Genomic DNA, 15,554 nt, shown 5'->3' on the forward strand with positions numbered 1-15,554 from the left:
AAGCCGACATCAGAGATCGGCGACATACTCATGCCCATCACCGGCCTAAACGTGCTCAACACCTTTCATCACACCTCAAAAGCCGATCGGTGGATCGAGGCTAAGGTCAAGACCGTCACCTCACGGTGGCCGTCAGGGATCAAGGACGGCGCCGAGTTCACGATCCCCACGATGCAGTGACCGTCACCGATCGCGACGGGCTCACCGATGACGAGCGGGCGCTGGTCGAGATGGTCGCCGACTTCGCCGCTCGGCGGCTGGCCCCCCGCGCGCTGACATGGGATGCCGACGAACACTTTCCGGTCCAGGAGCTGCGTGAGGCGGCGGCGCTGGGGATGGGGGCGATGTACTGCGGCGAGGATGTCGGCGGCAGCGGACTGACCCGGCTCGATGCCGTGTGGGTGTTCACCGAACTGGCCGCGGCCGATCCGGCGGTCGCGGCGTTCCTGTCGATCCACAACATGTGTGCGTGGATGATCGACAGCTACGGCACCGGTGAGCAACGCAAAGAATGGATTCCGCGTCTGTCGAGCATGGAGGCGATCGCCAGCTACTGCCTCACCGAGCCGGGTGCGGGTTCTGACGCCGCAGCGTTGTCCACACGAGCGACCCGCGACGGTGACGACTACGTGATCGACGGGGTCAAACAATTCATCTCCGGCGGCGGGCGCTCCGATGTGTACGTGGTGATGGCACGCACCGGCGAATCCGGTCCGAAGGGCGTCTCGACATTCATCGTCGAGGCGGACACACCCGGTCTGTCGTTCGGTGCGCAGGAGAAGAAGATGGGCTGGCATGCCCAGCCCACCGCTGCGGTGATCCTCGATGGCGTGCGCGTGCCCGCTACCGCGATGATCGGCGGAACCGACGGTGCGGGAGAAGGATTCGGCTATGCGATGAACGGACTCAACGGTGGGCGCATCAACATCGCCGCCTGTTCACTGGGCGCGGCGCGGTGGGCCTATGAGAAGTCGCTCGCCCACGTCACCGAGCGGGAGGCGTTCGGAATCGCACTGGTCGACGAGCCGACCATCCGCTTCACGCTCGCCGAGATGGCCACGGATCTCATCGCCTCGCGGCTGATGCTGGAGGAGGCTGCACGTGCCCTCGACTCCGACCATCCCGACAAGGTCTCGCGGTGTGCGATGGCCAAATTGTTCGTCACCGAGCGGTGCTATTCCGTTGCCGACCGGGCACTCCAATTACAGGGCGGATACGGCTATCTCACCGAATTCGGGGTAGAGAAGGTGGTGCGCGACCTCCGTGTTCACCGGATCCTCGAAGGGACGAACGAGATCATGAAGGTCGTGATCGGCCGCGCGGAGGCGGCACGAGCAAGGAAGGACGTGGCGCGATGATCGCGTTTCTGGGACTGGGGAACATGGGTGGACCGATGGCGGCGAACCTGGTGAAGGCCGGCTTCACGGTGACCGGATACGACCCGGTGCCCGAGGCGGCTGCCCGCGCGGCGAGCAGTGGGGTGCAGATCGCCGACTCGGTTGCTGACGCTGCTGCCGATGCCGACGTGGTGATCACCATGCTGCCCAACGGTTCTGCGGTGAAAGACTGCTATGACCAGATCCTCGCGGCGGCGGCGCCGGGGACTCTGTTGATCGACTCCTCGACCATCTCTGTCGAGGACGTTCGCGAGGCCAACGCACTGGCCGAGGATGCCGGCTCCCCGCAGATCGACGCCCCGGTCTCTGGTGGCGTCAAGGGCGCGGTGGCCGCCACATTGGCGTTCATGGTTGGTGGAACCGATGCCGCAGTCGATCTCGCCCGCCCGGTGCTCGAGCCGATGGCCGGCAAGATCGTCCACTGCGGCGGTGCGGGCAACGGTCAGGCGGCCAAGGTGTGCAACAACATGGTGCTCGCCACGCAGCAGATTGCGGTCGGTGAGGCCTTCCTCCTCGCCGAGCAACTGGGTCTGTCGGCGCAGTCGCTGTTCGACGTGATCACCGGCGCCACCGGCAACTGCTGGGCAGTATCGGCCAACTGTCCTGTGCCCGGGCCTGTTCCGACGTCGCCGGCCAACAACGACTTCCGTCCGGGATTCGCCACCGCGTTGATGAACAAGGACCTCGGTCTGGCGATGGATGCGGTGGCGGCCACCGGATCGCAGGCGCCCCTGGGATCTCATGCTGCCGAGATCTATGCGAAGTTCGCCACCGAGCATGCCGACTCCGACTTCAGTGCGGTCATCGAGATGCTGCGTCGGAGTTGAGTGCCCGGGTCGCGCAGGCACCCGCCTCAGAAGTCGCCGTTGTGATGACGCAGCGAGTTGATGGAGTCGGTGAGTCGGTCGATCTCCTCGCCGTCCATGCCGATGTCACCGAAGACGGTGGTGTTGAGAGTCTCGGTGGCCTCCTCGACCGTCGAACGACCCACATCGGTGAGCACCACCAGGGTCGTGCGGCCGTCACTGGGATGCGGTGTTCGTTCGACCAGTCCGGCCGACTCGAGCCGACGGATCGCGTGCGTGACGCTGGTGACGTGGTCCTGCAGCCGATCCGAGGCCTTGGTGATGGGTAACGCGCCGGTCTTCGAGAAGGCAAGCAGCCGAAGCAGTTCGAACCGCGAGAAGCTCAGATCGTAGGGCCGCAGTGCGTTTTCGACCCGGGCGAGGAGGATCTGGTGTGCCCGCATCACCGACGTCACCGCGACCATGCCGTCGGCGGCATCGGACCACCCGTGCCGTATCCAGTTCTCCTTGGCCAGCGCGATCGGATCGACGGACGCGCTCCGGGACGAGGTCATGAGGACATTCAAGCAGGGACATTCGGGCAGGGACAGGCATGCGCCGGTGAGTTCACGCGCGGCGTTGACCGATGCTGTGGGGGAGGGGACGCTGGAGGGCACTCGACCGGCTCGGCAAAATCAGCGAAAGGCTCGATCATGTGTCGCAACATCACCGAATTGCGAGGACTCCAGCCCCCGGCCACCGGCGACGAGATCGAAGCGGCAGCGCGACAGTACGTTCGCAAGGTCAGCGGGGTGACGCATCCGAGTGAGGCCAACCGCGCGGCCTTCGAGGCCGCGGTCGCCGAGGTCACCGACTCGACTCGTCGGCTGCTCGCGGCCTTGCCCGAACGGCGGCAACCGCCCAAGACGGTTCCGCCGCTGCGTCGACCAGAGGTCCGTGCCCGCCTGGGCCTGGGGTGAACGACGGCGATCGCGATGATATGAACGCACGGTGAGTTCGCAGAATTTGATGGGAGACGTGACCGACCCGATGGCGGCCTTCGGGGTCGGCAACACCGTGTTCGCCACGCCGCAGGCACATATCGAGCAGCGCCTGGACGCCGCCCGCCTCGGCGATCACCACGGGCGTGTGGGTCTGGCCGCACTCGGCGTACTGGTCGACGAGGTGTGTGGCATTCCCTTCGCGGTCGCACCACCGACCGGGCCCACCGTGCAGGCCCGGCTGGGCATCTCGGTGGTGGGCGAGCTCGTGACCGGCGATCTGCTCACCGCGACGTCCACCCTGCTCAACTCCGACGACTTCGGGATCGAGGCGGGGCTCGAGGTCGTGGAGGTCACCTCGGCAGGCGGCGGGGTGGTGGCGCTGGGTTCGGCCCGCAGTGTGCGGGTGGGCAGGCATGCGCAGGCGACGCCGGAGTCCGGCTACGGCGCGAAACCTGTTCCGGCTGCCGGTCAATCGCCGACACCCGACCCCATCGACCCGGGGCTCAGTGGTCGGCAGATCGTCGCCGGGTTGGCGTCCGGCGCGATCGATCGCGGCCCGCTGGCCGACCTGCTGTCGGCCGACATCACGCCCGAGGACGGTGAACTCGCAGCGGTCGCGGGCCTGCACATCGCGATCACCACGTCGGCGTGGATGGGCAACTACATGGGCACCATGCACGGCGGGGTCATCGCCACCATCCTGGGCCACGCGCTGTCGATCGGCGCGCAGACCGGCACCGCGCCGGGTCAGCTGCATCGCCTCGTCGACATGACCGCCAACTTCTTCCGCTCACCACCCGTCGACGGGGAAGTCCTCGACGTGATCGTCGAACCCGACCGGGTGGGCAGGCGGATCGGGACCTACACCGCGTCGATGACCGGTCCGGACGGGAAGCTGCTCGCGCGCGCGACAGGGGATGCGCACTTCGGTTAGTCCCCGCATCCGGTGACCTGCCGGCGTCCGATTTGTGTCGCCTCACAAAACAATCATTCGTGCTTGCTTTTTTCTGAGCTGAGTGTGACCCTCATCTCATGGCATCGACGAACACATTCGTCGACGACCTCATCGCCGAGGGGGAGTCCCTTGATGCGCTGGTCGCCGACCTCGACAACGACCAGTGGCACCGGGCGACGCCAGCAGCGGGGTGGACCATCGCCCATCAGATCGGGCACCTCGCGTGGACCGATGAGGTGGCGACCGCCGCGGTGGCCGACGGAGCGCAGTGGCAGTCCATCCTGGCGCAGGCCGCCGCCGACCCCACCGGGGCGGTGGACGCGGGCGCGCAGCAGTGGGCCGATCTCGATCAGGCAGAACTGCTCACCCGCTGGCGCGCCGGGCGAGCGGAACTGGCGCGCCGACTCGGTGAGGTGCCCGACGGGGTGAAGATCCCGTGGTTCGGGCCGCCGATGTCGGCGGCCAGCATGGCCACCGCCCGGCTCATGGAGACCTGGGCGCACGGACTCGATGTCGCCGATGCCCTCGGAGTCACGATCGAGCCCACCGACCGGATCCGCAACGTCGCTCACATCGGGGTCCGGACCCGTGACTACGCCTACCTGGTGAACGGAAAGACCGCTCCGGCAACACCATTCGGCTACCAGCTGAGCGCCCCCTCCGGGCAGATCTGGACCTGGGGACCCGCCGACGCCGATCAACGTGTGATCGGGTCGGCGCTCGATTTCTGCCTGCTGGTGACCCAGCGGCGTCATCCCGAGGATCTCGATCTGGAATTCGTCGGCGACGACGCTGCCGAATGGTCGCAGATCGCCCAGTGTTTCGCCGGACCTCCGGGATCGGGCCGTCAACCCAGCGCACCGGACACAATGGGGGTGACCCGATGACCGGCGACATCGATCGAGTGCGGATCGGCAACGCATCGGGCTTCTACGGCGACCGGTTCTCGGCGGTACGTGAGATGCTCACCGGAGGTGAACTGGATTATCTCACCGGCGATTACCTCGCCGAGCTGACGATGCTGATCCTCGGGCGCGACCGACTCAAGGACCCCGAGGCCGGATATGCCAAGACTTTCCTGCGCCAGATGCAGGAGTGTCTGGGGCTGGCGGTCGAGCGCGGCGTCAAGATCGTCACCAATGCCGGCGGACTGAACCCCGCCGGTCTGGCCGCCCGGCTGACCGACCTCGCGGCCTCGCTCGACGTCGACGTCGCCATCTCCTACATCGACGGCGACAACCTGATCGAACGTGCCGACGAGTTCGGCTTCGACAATCCTGTCAGCGCCAACGCCTATCTCGGCGCATTCGGGATCAAGGCCGCCCTCGACGCCGGTGCCGATGTGGTGGTCACCGGCCGCGTCACCGACGCCTCGCTGACCGTTGGTCCCGCGGCGTCGTATTTCGGTTGGGGGCCAGAAGATCTCGATGCCCTCGCCGGTGCGGTCGTCGCCGGCCACATCATCGAATGCGGCGCACAGGCGACGGGAGGCAACTATGCCTTCTTCACAGAACTGGATATGAGCCGTCCGCTCGGTTTCCCCATCGCCGAGGTGGCAGCAGACGGTTCGTCGGTCATCACCAAACATGCCGACACCGGTGGCGGTGTCACCGTCGGCACGGTCACCGCACAGCTGCTCTACGAGATCACCGGTCCCCGATACCTCAATCCCGATGTGACCGCGCGAATGGACTCCGTGCACCTCGTCCAGGACGGCACCGATCGGGTCGCGGTGAGTGGAGTCCGCGGCGAGGCGCCGCCGAGGAACCTCAAGGTGTCGCTGAACAGGCTCGCCGGCTTCCGCAACGAGATGGATCTGATTCTCACCGGACTCGACATCGAGGCGAAGGCGCAACTGGTCGCCGGGCAACTCCAGTCCGCGCTCGAGAACCCGCCCGCCGAGCTGACGTTCACGCTTGCGCGCATCGATCACCCCGATGCCGACACCGAGGAGGCCGCCAGCGCGGTCTTGCGCTGCGTCGCCCGCGACACCGACCCCACGCGGGTGGGACGCGAATTGTCCTCGGCGGTGGTCGGGTTGGCGCTGGCGAGCTATCCGGGATTCGCCGCCACGACCCCACCCACCGCGGCCAGCCCCTACGGGATCTACGAGGCCGGCTACGTCGACGCCGAGGCGGTGACCCATCGGGTGAACCACTCCGACGGCAGTGTCGAGGAGATACCGCCGAGTCCGATGCGCACCGATGTGCTGCCGCCGTTGCCCGCGCACGACAGTTCAGCGGGCCCGGTCGAGTTCGGACCCACCGTGTCGGCGCCGCTCGGGCGGATCGCCGGTGCACGCAGCGGCGACAAGGGCGGTGGCGCCAATGTCGGCGTGTGGGTGCGATCGGCGCAGGAGTTCGCCTGGCTCGACGCCTACCTCGACACCGCGCTGCTGCGCAAGCTGTTGCCCGAGGCCGCCGATCTGGAGATCCACCGCCACCGGCTGCCGAATCTGTACGCCCTCAACTTCGTGATCGACGGATTGCTGGGTCGCGGTGTGGCCGACAACGTGCGCTTCGATCCGCAGGCCAAGGGGCTGGGGGAGTGGCTGCGCTCTCGCGTGGTCGAGATTCCGCAAAGTTTCGTCGACGACCTCCGCTGACTCGTTACCGCCTCCGACCGTATGTGCGGTCGATACCGAAAGGCTCAGTTCACCCCGATGACAGCAACAGCACCCCATCCCACCGCACAGTCACCGTCGACCGGCGGTTGGGACAGTGACGAACGACGTGACCTGCGTGCCCTCATGCGCCGGTTCGTCGAGACCGACGTACTGCCGTTCCAGGACGAGTGGGAGCGCGCGGGGGAAATTCCCCGCGAACTGCACCGCCGCGCAGCCGAACTCGGACTGATGGGCCTGGGCTTCGACGAGTCGATCGGCGGCTCCGGCGGCGATCTGGTGGACATGAGCATCTCATGCGAGGAGTTCCACAACGCCGGCGGCGCCGCGGGTGTGTGGGCCAGCCTGTTCACCCACGGGATCGCCCTGCCGCATATGGTCGCTGCGGGCGACCCGGCACAGATCGAGCGCTGGGCCACTCCGACCCTGGCCGGGGAGCTGATCGGCAGCCTGGCGATCACCGAACCCGGCGGCGGCAGCGATGTCGGTCATCTACGTACCCGCGCCGTGCGCGACGGCGACAACTTCATCGTCAATGGCTCCAAGACCTACATCACCTCCGCCGTGCGCGCGGATTTCGTCGTCGCCGCAGTCCGTACCGGTGGCCCCGGCGCATCGGGTGTGTCGTTGCTGGTGATCGACAAGCACACCGATGGCCGTCCGACACCGGGTTTCGCGGTCACCAGGAAACTCGAGAAGATGGGCTGGCGCGCGTCGGACACCGCCGAACTGTCCTTCACCGATGTGGTTGTCCCCGTGTCGAATCTGGTCGGCCCGGAGAACGCCGGCTTCGCGATGATCGGCGGGGCGTTCGTGACCGAGCGGGTGTCGCTGGCGGTGCAGGCCTATGCGAGTGCGCAGCGCAGCCTCGACCTGGCACTCGCCTGGGCACGCGAGCGCGAGACCTTCGGCAAACCACTGATCAGCCGCCAATCCGTGCAGGACACCCTCACCGAGATGGCGCAACGCATCGACGTCGCCCGGGTCTACACCCGGGCGTTCATCGACCGCTACGTCGCCGGCGAGCGCGACCTCATCCCGCAGGTGTGCTTCGCCAAGAACACCGCGGTGGCCACCGGCGAGTGGGTGGTGGACAAGGCGGTTCAGCTGTTCGGCGGGATGGGCTACATGCAGGGCACCGAGGTCGAGCGGCAGTACCGCGACATGCGGATTCTGGGTATCGGCGGTGGGACCACCGAGATCCTCACAGGTCTGGCAGCACGACGATTGGGGTATCACCAGTGACCACACTGCGTTCGGTCATCGACCGCGAGTCCGCCGAGTACCGCGCGGCGCAGGAGACGATGATCAGCAAACTCGCCGATCTCGACGAGGAGCTCGCCGGCGCACTCGCCGGTGGCGGCGAGAAGAAGATCGAGCGGCATCGTCGTCGGGGCAAGTTGCTCGCCCGCGAGCGCATCGAGTTGCTCATCGACGAAGATTCGGCATTCCTGGAGCTGTGCCCGCTGGCCGGCTACGGCTCCGACTTCCAGGTGGGCGCGTCGGTGGTCACCGGGATCGGCGTGGTCGAGGGCGTCGAATGCATGATCGTGGCCAACGACCCCACCGTCCGTGGTGGTACCTCCAATCCGTGGACACTGCGCAAGACGCTGCGCGCCAACGACATCGCGCTGCAGAACCGGCTGCCGGTGATCGGCATGGTGGAATCCGGCGGCGCGGATCTGCCCACCCAGAAGGAGGTCTTCATCCCGGGCGGACGGATGTTCCGCGACCTCACCCGGCTGTCGGCCGCCGGCATCCCGACGATCGCCCGGGTCTTCGGCAACTCCACCGCCGGGGGAGCCTACGTACCGGGTATGAGCGATCACGTGGTGATGATCGAGAACCAGTCCAAGGTGTTCCTCGGCGGACCGCCGCTGGTCAAGATGGCCACCGGGGAGGAGTCCGACGACGAATCACTCGGCGGCGCGGCGATGCACGCACGCCAGTCGGGTCTTGCCGACTACTACGCCAAGGACGAACCCGACGCGATCCGGCTCGGCCGTCGTATCGTGTCGCGCCTCAACTGGCGTAAGGCCGGTCCCGACCCGGTCGCCGAGCCGACGCCGCCGCGTTTCGATCCCGACGAGCTGCTCGGGATCGTGCCCGGTGATCTGAAGATCCCCTTCGACCCGCGTGAGGTGATCGCGCGGGTGGTCGACGACAGCGACTTCGACGAGTTCAAACCCGAATACGGCACGTCGCTGTGCACCGGCTGGGCGCGGATCAACGGATACCCGATCGGTATCCTCGCCAACGCCCAGGGTGTGCTGTTCAGTGCCGAGGCGCAGAAGGCCACTCAGTTCATCCAGTTGGCCAATCGGTCGAACACCCCACTGTTGTTCCTGCACAACACCACCGGCTACATGGTGGGCAAGGAGTACGAGCAGAACGGCATCATCAAACACGGTGCGATGATGATCAACGCGGTGTCCAACTCGACCGTGCCGCACATCTCCATCCTCCTCGGCGCCAGTTACGGCGCCGGTCACTACGGCATGTGCGGGCGCGCCTACGACCCGCGCTTCCTGTTCGCCTGGCCCAGTGCGAAGTCGGCGGTGATGGGTGCCGCGCAGCTCGCCGGGGTGATCTCGATGGTGTCGAATGCGGCGGCGCAGGCCCGCGGTTCGGCCGTCGACCCCGATGCCGACGCGGCCATGCGTGCGGCGATCGAGAACCAGATCGAGGAGCAGTCGGTGCCGGCATTCCTGTCCGGGATGCTCTACGACGACGGCGTGATCGACCCTCGTGACACCCGAACGATTCTCGGATTGTGCCTGTCGGCGATCCACAATGCCCCGGTGGAAGGCACCACCGACTTCGGCGTCTTCCGGATGTGAGTGTGATGACAACACAAGAACTCTCCTCAGAAACCCCTGTGGTCACCGACTTCAGTCGGGTCCTCGTGGCCAACCGCGGCGAGATCGCCCGACGCGTATTCGCTGCCGCGCGAGAACTCGGCCTGTCCACCGTCGCGGTGTATTCCGATCCCGATGCCTCAGCGCCGTTCGTCGGTGAGGCCGACGCCGCGGTGCGGCTCGCCGGTGAGACTGCCACCGACACCTACCTCGATGCCGAGGCGATCATCTCGGCCGCGCGCCGGGCGGGTGCCGATGCGATCCATCCCGGGTACGGATTCCTCTCGGAGAACGCCTCCTTCGCCGAGAAGGTGATCGATGCGGGGCTGGTGTGGATCGGCCCGTCGCCCAAGGCGATCCGGGAGATGGGTGCCAAGGTCAATGCGAAGGCCGTGATGGCGGCCGCGGGTGTCCCGGTGCTCACCGACGTCGACCCGGAGTCGGTGACCGAGGCCGATCTGCCGCTGCTGATCAAGGCGTCCTCGGGCGGCGGTGGTCGCGGCATGCGTATCGTCGAGACCCTCGATGAGCTGTCCGGGCAGCTCGAATCCGCTCGCCACGAGGCACAGTCGGCATTCGGTGATCCGACGGTGTTCATCGAGCCGTATGTCGCGCGTGGTCATCACATCGAGGTGCAGATCCTCGCCGACGCCCACGGTAGCGTCGCGGCGGTCGGTGAACGGGAGTGCTCGATTCAGCGCCGCCATCAGAAGGTGGTGGAGGAGGCGCCCTCGCCGCTGGTGGAACGCCTCGGCGGGGATATGCGTGAACGGCTGTTCGCGGCCGCGCGCGCCGCGGCCTCGGCGATCGACTACCGCGGTGCGGGAACGGTGGAGTTCCTCGCCGACGACAACGGGCGGTTCTTCTTTTTGGAGATGAACACCCGTCTGCAGGTGGAACATCCGGTCACCGAGGCGGTTTCGGGTGTGGACCTGGTCCAGTGGCAGCTGCGCATCGCCCGTGGCGAAGAGCTGGTCGCGCTGCCGGAACCGGCCGGCGGGTCCTCGATCGAGGTGCGTCTGTACGCCGAGGACCCGGCGAACGACTTCTCGCCGCAGTTCGGCACCGTTCATCATGTGCGGGTGCCTGCGGCGCGCGCCGACGCGCCGATCGCACTGTTCCATCGACGTACTGATCCGGGTATCCGAGTCGACGGTGCGATCGAGGACGGTACCGAGGTCTCCACCTTCTACGATCCGATGCTCGCCAAGATCATCTCGTGGGCTCCTGATCGCCGGGCGTCGGCGGCCATCCTCGCTGCGGCGTTGCAGTCCATGCGGTTGCACGGACCGGTGACCAATCGCGACATGCTGATCAACACGGTGCGGCACAGACTTTTCGTCGACGGACAAACCACGACGGCCTTCATCGACGAGGTGGGACTCGACGAGTTGTCGGCTCCCGTGCTGGCGGGGGAGTACCGGCGGGCGTCGGTGGTGGCGGCAGCGCTCGCGGCAGCACATCGCGGTCGGGGCCAGGCGAAGGTCCAGCGAGGAATACCCTCGGGCTGGCGCAACCTCCCGTCGGGGTATCAATCGAAGAGATTCGTCGAAAACAATTCTGGTGCACAAGAATACGAAGTTCGCTATCGATTCACTCGCGACGGGTCGGTGGAGCTGCCCGACGACGATCTGACTGTTGTCTCGGTGGCTGATGATCTGGTGATCATCGAATCCGACGGTGTGGCAACGCGGTACGAGGTCAGCACCTATCGCGGTGAGGCGTACTACGTCGATTCCCCGCAGGGGTCGATCGCGCTGATCCGTCCCCCGAGATTTGTGGATCCGAGTGCGTCGATGCCGGCTGGTTCGCTGGTCGCGCCGATGCCGGGTGTGGTGATCCGCGTGGCGGTGGCGGTGGGCGATCAGGTGCGTGCGGGTGCGCCGCTGATGGCGATCGAGGCGATGAAGATGGAGCACACCATCACCGCCACCGCCGATGGTGTGGTGACCGAGGTCGCTGTTCGCCAGGGACAACAACTGTCACCCGGCGACGTGCTCGTGGTGATCAGCGACGATCCCGGTGCCGCGGGCACCGGGTCGAAGGAGGACTGAGTGATGACGGCAACCGATTCGGCGGCGTCGGCGGATTCGACGCGCGCGCAGGACAATCCCTATGTCGAGACGCCCGAACGCGCCGCGCTACGTGCGTCGGTGGCGGCGATGTCGGCGCGTTACGGGCAGGAGTATTTCCTGGCATGCGCCCGCGAGGGACGTAAGACCGACGAGTTGTGGTCTGAGGCCGGGAAGCTGGGCTTCATCGGGGTGAACCTTCCCGAGGAGTACGGCGGCGGTGGCGCCGGGATGTATGAGCTGTCGATCGTGATGGAGGAGCTCGCGGCATCGGGGTCGGGTCTGTTGATGCTGGTGGTGTCGCCGGCGATCTGCGGCAACATCATTGCCCGGTTCGGTACCGACGTGCAGCGGCAGACGTGGCTGCCGGGCCTGGCCAGTGGTGAGATCACCATGGCGTTCGGTATCACCGAACCCGACGCCGGATCGAACTCGCACAACATCACCACCACGGCCCGCCGCGACGGCGACGACTGGATTCTCAACGGCCGCAAGATCTACATCTCCGGGGTCGATCAGGCCGATGCGGTCCTGATCGTGGGACGGTTCGAGGATGCGCGCACCGGGAAGCTGCGTCCGGCGCTGTTCATCGTGCCCACCGACGCGCCGAATTTCGAGTACACACCGATCGAGATGGAACTGATCAACCCGGAGAAGCAGTTCCTGGTCTACCTCGACGACGTGCGGTTGCCGTCGGAGGCGCTCGTCGGTGACGCCGACTCCGCATTCGGTCAGCTGTTCGCGGGGCTGAACCCGGAGCGGATCATGGCGGCCGCCTCGGCGGTGGGCATGGGGCGTTTCGCGCTCGACAAGGCGGTGTCGTATGCCAAGGAGCGCACGGTGTGGAAGGGTCCCATCGGCATGCATCAGGCGATCGCGCATCCGTTGGCGCAGGCGAAGGTCGAACTCGAGATGGCCAAGCTGATGATGCAGAAGGCGGCGACGCTCTACGACAGCGGCGACGACTGGGGTGCTGCGGAGCCGGCGAATATGGCCAAGTACGCCGCAGCCGAAGCCTGTGTGAAGGCCGTCGACCAGGCCGTGCACACGATGGGCGGTGCCGGGCTGACGTCGGAGTACGGTGTGGCACCGCTGCTGAGTCTGGCGCGTATCGCACGGGTGGCCCCGGTGAGCCGGGAGATGATCCTCAACTTCGTGGCGCAGACCTCGCTGGGCCTGCCCAAGTCGTACTGACATCTGCGCGGCGAACGAGAGTGAGGCGGTAAGAGATGAGTGAATCAGGTTCGGCCACAGCACAATCGACCGATCAAGTGTCGCATGAGCCGGAGGTGGTGCGCTGGTCGGTCGAGCGGGGTATCGCCACGATCGTCCTGGACTCACCGGCGAACCGCAATGCGTTGTCGTCGCGTCTGGTCACGCAGCTGTTCGAGGCGTTCGCGGCTCTTGCCGACGACTCCGTAGCGCGCGTTGTGGTGCTGACGCACACCGGCGGCACATTCTGTGCGGGAGCGGATCTGGCCGAGGCCACCGCCGGGGCCGGGGCGCAGATGACGCTTGCGGAGAAGTCGGCGATGTCGTCGGGCTGGATGGTCGAGCTGATGCGGACCATTCTCGATTTCCCCAAACCGGTGATCGCGCGCATCGACGGTCACGCCCGCGCGGGTGGTCTGGGGTTGATCGCCGCATGCGATGTCGCGGTGGCGGGCCCCACGTGCACCTTCGCGCTCACCGAGGTGAGACTGGCGCTCGCCCCGTCGGTCATCTCGCTGGTGCTGGTGCCGAAGGTGTCCAATCGCGCGCTCAACCGGTACATCCTGACCGGTGAGGTGTTCGGGCCGCAGGTGGCCGCCGAGATCGGGCTCGTGACCGCGGCCACCGACAGTGTCGAGCAGCTCGACGAGGTGGTGCAGACGGTGGCGACCGCTATGCGGAAGGGGTCGCCGCAGGGGCTAGCGGCCTCCAAGTCGTTGGTGACCTCACCTATCCTGGAACGGTTCGATCGTGCTCCCGCGCTCGTCGAACTCGGTTCAGGCCTCTTTTCGTCGCCGGAGGCGAAGGAAGGGATGACCGCATTTCTGCAGAAACGCCCCCCGACGTGGGACAGCGATCGGTGACCTCAGCGCAGGCCCGCACACATCGCGTACCGCAGCAGGACCGCAGCCGGAACACGCGGCGCGCACTGCTGGCGGCGACGGTGTCGATGCTCGCCGAGGAAGGCTGGGCAGCGACCACCGTCGCGGCTGTCGCCGCGCGCGCCGGGGTGTCGCGTGGTGCGGCGCAGCATCACTTCCCCACGCGCGAGGCGCTGATCACCGCGACGCTCGAGCAACTGTTCACCGACCTCACCGACCGGGTGAACGATTCGTTCGACGTCCCCGCACAGGGGGCAGCACGTGTCCATCGCGTGGTCGAGTATGCGGTGGAGATCTACACCGGAACCGAGTTCAAGGCTGCGTTGCAGGTGTGGGCCGCGGCGGCATCGGATCCGGCGCTTCGAGAACTCATCCGTCCGCTCGAGTTGCGACTCGCCCGCGCCGCCCATCAGATGACGATGGCCGCACTCGGGGCCGATCCCGACGATGAGAACGCGTTCCGTCTCGTGCAGGCCACCCTGGACCTCGCACGTGGACTCGGCCTGGCCGACACCCTCTCCGACGACTCGGCGCGTCGCGCGGTGGTGGTGGAGACCTGGTCGCAGCAGATGGCCGCGGCATTGTTTCAGTAGGGCGGGGGGTCGTGCGCGTGGTCGGCGTGTTCGCCTTCGAGGGCTTTGCGGTTGCGTTCTCGTTCTTGGCGGCGGCGGGCGTGTGTGTCTGCCAGGCGTGGTCGGCGTCTGGTGGGTGATTCTGGTGTGTTCGGTTGTGGTGGTGGGTGTTTCGGTGGCTCGGGGTTGGTGAAGGTGATGTCCCGCAGCGTGGGGAAGAGGTCGTCACCGGATTCGGCGTAGCCGTGGATGGTTGCACCGTTGGGGGTGTAGAAGACCTGTCGGGCTTTGTCGTTGGCGTCGATGTATTGATCGTCGAGGAACACGCCGTCGGTTTTCATCTGGTGGTGCATCCGGCATTTGGTCGCGAGTCCTGCTGCGGTGGTCTGACCACCGGCTGCGGGGTTGTCGTGGTCGTATTCGTGCACATGGTCGAGATCCCCGGCGAAAGCGGGTTTGTCGCAGCCGGGCACGGTGCAGTAGCCGTCCCGGATACGAATGAACAAGTTCATCGCCGTGCTGGGCCGGTACGGGTCTGACGGCAGATGCGGACGCAAGGCCTTGCCCTTGGGGTTGATCGGCCTGATGACCGCGCTGGCGCGTTGGGCCAGCTCACGTACGTAGTCACCGGAGATCACACCGTAACCGTCCATGAACCCGACGCCGGAGTGACGCGGAGAATAGGCCCGCTTGGTCGTGGGCTCAGATTTGGGCGTGGACTCGGATATGGGCTTGGGTTCGGGCTTCGTGGGTGCCGAATCTCCCCTGGCAGAACTGGGCTCGGCTGCCGACTCCGAATCAGCCGCAACAGGTTCCGCAGCCTCCGACCCCGCTTCCGGCTCCGGCTCGTCCAGTGTCGCGGCTTCGGTGATCACGTGGATGATCACTTGTGCTTCAGCGGCTTGCACCATCGCCGGCGCGGGAATCGTGGCGTCACAGTCGTCACCACGGTCGCACTGGCACTCGAACAACTCGCCGGACAGCAGGGCGAAGACGGCATCCGACCGGCGGGCCCCGTCACGCCGCGGATCGGACTCGCACACACTGCTCGCCAACGCGTCGATGCGGGCTGCCGCGATGCGCACGTTTTCGGGCTCTTCGAAGTTAGCCGGGCACTGCTCAGCAGTGGAATTGCTGGATGTTGGCCCGCTGGGCGCGGGTGCAGTGGAATCGTATCCGGCGCCGCGAGTTCTCG

Annotated in this window: 14 protein-coding genes and 1 pseudogene; 13 read left to right on the forward strand and 2 right to left on the reverse strand. The window is 66.6% G+C overall.

Annotated elements, in window-relative coordinates; translation table 11 throughout:
- The 3 genes from IEW22_RS18560 to mmsB all read left to right on the forward strand — a co-directional run.
- Window positions 1–180, forward strand: a 180-nt coding sequence (locus IEW22_RS18560; protein ID WP_229742891.1) for a hypothetical protein, incomplete at its 5' end; no start/stop codon positions are given.
- Window positions 177–1,358, forward strand: a complete 1,182-nt coding sequence (locus IEW22_RS18565; RefSeq protein ID WP_268235500.1) for an acyl-CoA dehydrogenase family protein — start codon at window positions 177–179, stop codon at window positions 1,356–1,358. The genes IEW22_RS18560 and IEW22_RS18565, both read left to right, overlap by 4 nt.
- Complete coding sequence (gene mmsB / locus IEW22_RS18570; RefSeq protein WP_188588676.1) at window positions 1,355–2,224, forward strand: 3-hydroxyisobutyrate dehydrogenase; 870 nt, start codon at window positions 1,355–1,357, stop codon at window positions 2,222–2,224. Before IEW22_RS18565 ends, mmsB begins: the two co-directional genes overlap by 4 nt.
- Window positions 2,225–2,250: 26 nt before the next feature.
- On the opposite strand, the gene IEW22_RS18575 is transcribed toward mmsB, so the two are convergent.
- Window positions 2,251–2,757, reverse strand: a complete 507-nt coding sequence (locus IEW22_RS18575; RefSeq protein ID WP_188588677.1) for a MarR family winged helix-turn-helix transcriptional regulator — start codon at window positions 2,755–2,757, stop codon at window positions 2,251–2,253.
- A 138-nt stretch (window positions 2,758–2,895) separates the two neighbouring features.
- Between IEW22_RS18575 and IEW22_RS18580 the strand changes: the two genes are divergently transcribed.
- The 10 genes from IEW22_RS18580 (at window position 2,896) to IEW22_RS18625 (ending at window position 14,380) form a co-directional block, all read left to right on the forward strand.
- Entirely contained in the window at window positions 2,896–3,162 is a 267-nt protein-coding gene (locus tag IEW22_RS18580; protein ID WP_188588678.1) for a DUF2277 domain-containing protein, read from the forward strand.
- A 31-nt stretch (window positions 3,163–3,193) separates the two neighbouring features.
- Window positions 3,194–4,120, forward strand: coding sequence for a PaaI family thioesterase (locus IEW22_RS18585; RefSeq protein ID WP_188588679.1), 927 nt, complete (start codon window positions 3,194–3,196; stop codon window positions 4,118–4,120).
- 98 nt (window positions 4,121–4,218) lie between these two features.
- A complete protein-coding gene (locus tag IEW22_RS18590) occupies window positions 4,219–5,028 on the forward strand; it encodes a TIGR03084 family metal-binding protein (RefSeq protein ID WP_188588680.1) in 810 nt (269 codons plus the stop codon).
- Window positions 5,025–6,746: an acyclic terpene utilization AtuA family protein gene (locus tag IEW22_RS18595; RefSeq protein ID WP_188588681.1), complete on the forward strand. Its 1,722-nt coding sequence runs from the start codon at window positions 5,025–5,027 to the stop codon at window positions 6,744–6,746. The genes IEW22_RS18590 and IEW22_RS18595 overlap by 4 nt, the downstream gene beginning before the upstream one ends.
- Window positions 6,747–6,803: 57 nt before the next feature.
- Window positions 6,804–8,009, forward strand: a complete 1,206-nt coding sequence (locus tag IEW22_RS18600; protein WP_188588683.1) for an acyl-CoA dehydrogenase family protein — start codon at window positions 6,804–6,806, stop codon at window positions 8,007–8,009.
- Window positions 8,006–9,604, forward strand: a complete 1,599-nt coding sequence (locus IEW22_RS18605; RefSeq protein ID WP_188588686.1) for an acyl-CoA carboxylase subunit beta — start codon at window positions 8,006–8,008, stop codon at window positions 9,602–9,604. Before IEW22_RS18600 ends, IEW22_RS18605 begins: the two co-directional genes overlap by 4 nt.
- Before the next feature lie 5 nt (window positions 9,605–9,609).
- Window positions 9,610–11,676 (forward strand): acetyl/propionyl/methylcrotonyl-CoA carboxylase subunit alpha, encoded by a 2,067-nt coding sequence (locus IEW22_RS18610; RefSeq protein ID WP_188588688.1) that lies wholly within the window; start codon window positions 9,610–9,612, stop codon window positions 11,674–11,676.
- Between the two features lie 3 nt (window positions 11,677–11,679).
- Window positions 11,680–12,888 carry an acyl-CoA dehydrogenase family protein gene (locus IEW22_RS18615; protein ID WP_188588690.1) on the forward strand — a complete coding sequence of 403 codons (1,209 nt, stop codon included), beginning with the start codon at window positions 11,680–11,682 and terminating at the stop codon, window positions 12,886–12,888.
- Window positions 12,889–12,923: 35 nt separating this feature from the next.
- Window positions 12,924–13,769: an enoyl-CoA hydratase family protein gene (locus tag IEW22_RS18620; RefSeq protein ID WP_188588692.1), complete on the forward strand. Its 846-nt coding sequence runs from the start codon at window positions 12,924–12,926 to the stop codon at window positions 13,767–13,769.
- On the forward strand, window positions 13,766–14,380 hold the full coding sequence (locus IEW22_RS18625) for a TetR/AcrR family transcriptional regulator (protein ID WP_188588694.1): 615 nt from the start codon (window positions 13,766–13,768) through the stop codon (window positions 14,378–14,380). The genes IEW22_RS18620 and IEW22_RS18625 overlap by 4 nt, the downstream gene beginning before the upstream one ends.
- Here the strand turns inward: IEW22_RS18625 and IEW22_RS18630 are convergent.
- Window positions 14,374–15,554, reverse strand: a pseudogene (locus tag IEW22_RS18630) (DUF222 domain-containing protein); the annotation flags it as partial. The gene IEW22_RS18625 and the pseudogene IEW22_RS18630 overlap by 7 nt on opposite strands.

This window comes from Gordonia jinhuaensis (assembly GCF_014639795.1).
GTDB classification, from domain to species: Bacteria; Actinomycetota; Actinomycetes; order Mycobacteriales; family Mycobacteriaceae; genus Gordonia_B; species Gordonia_B jinhuaensis.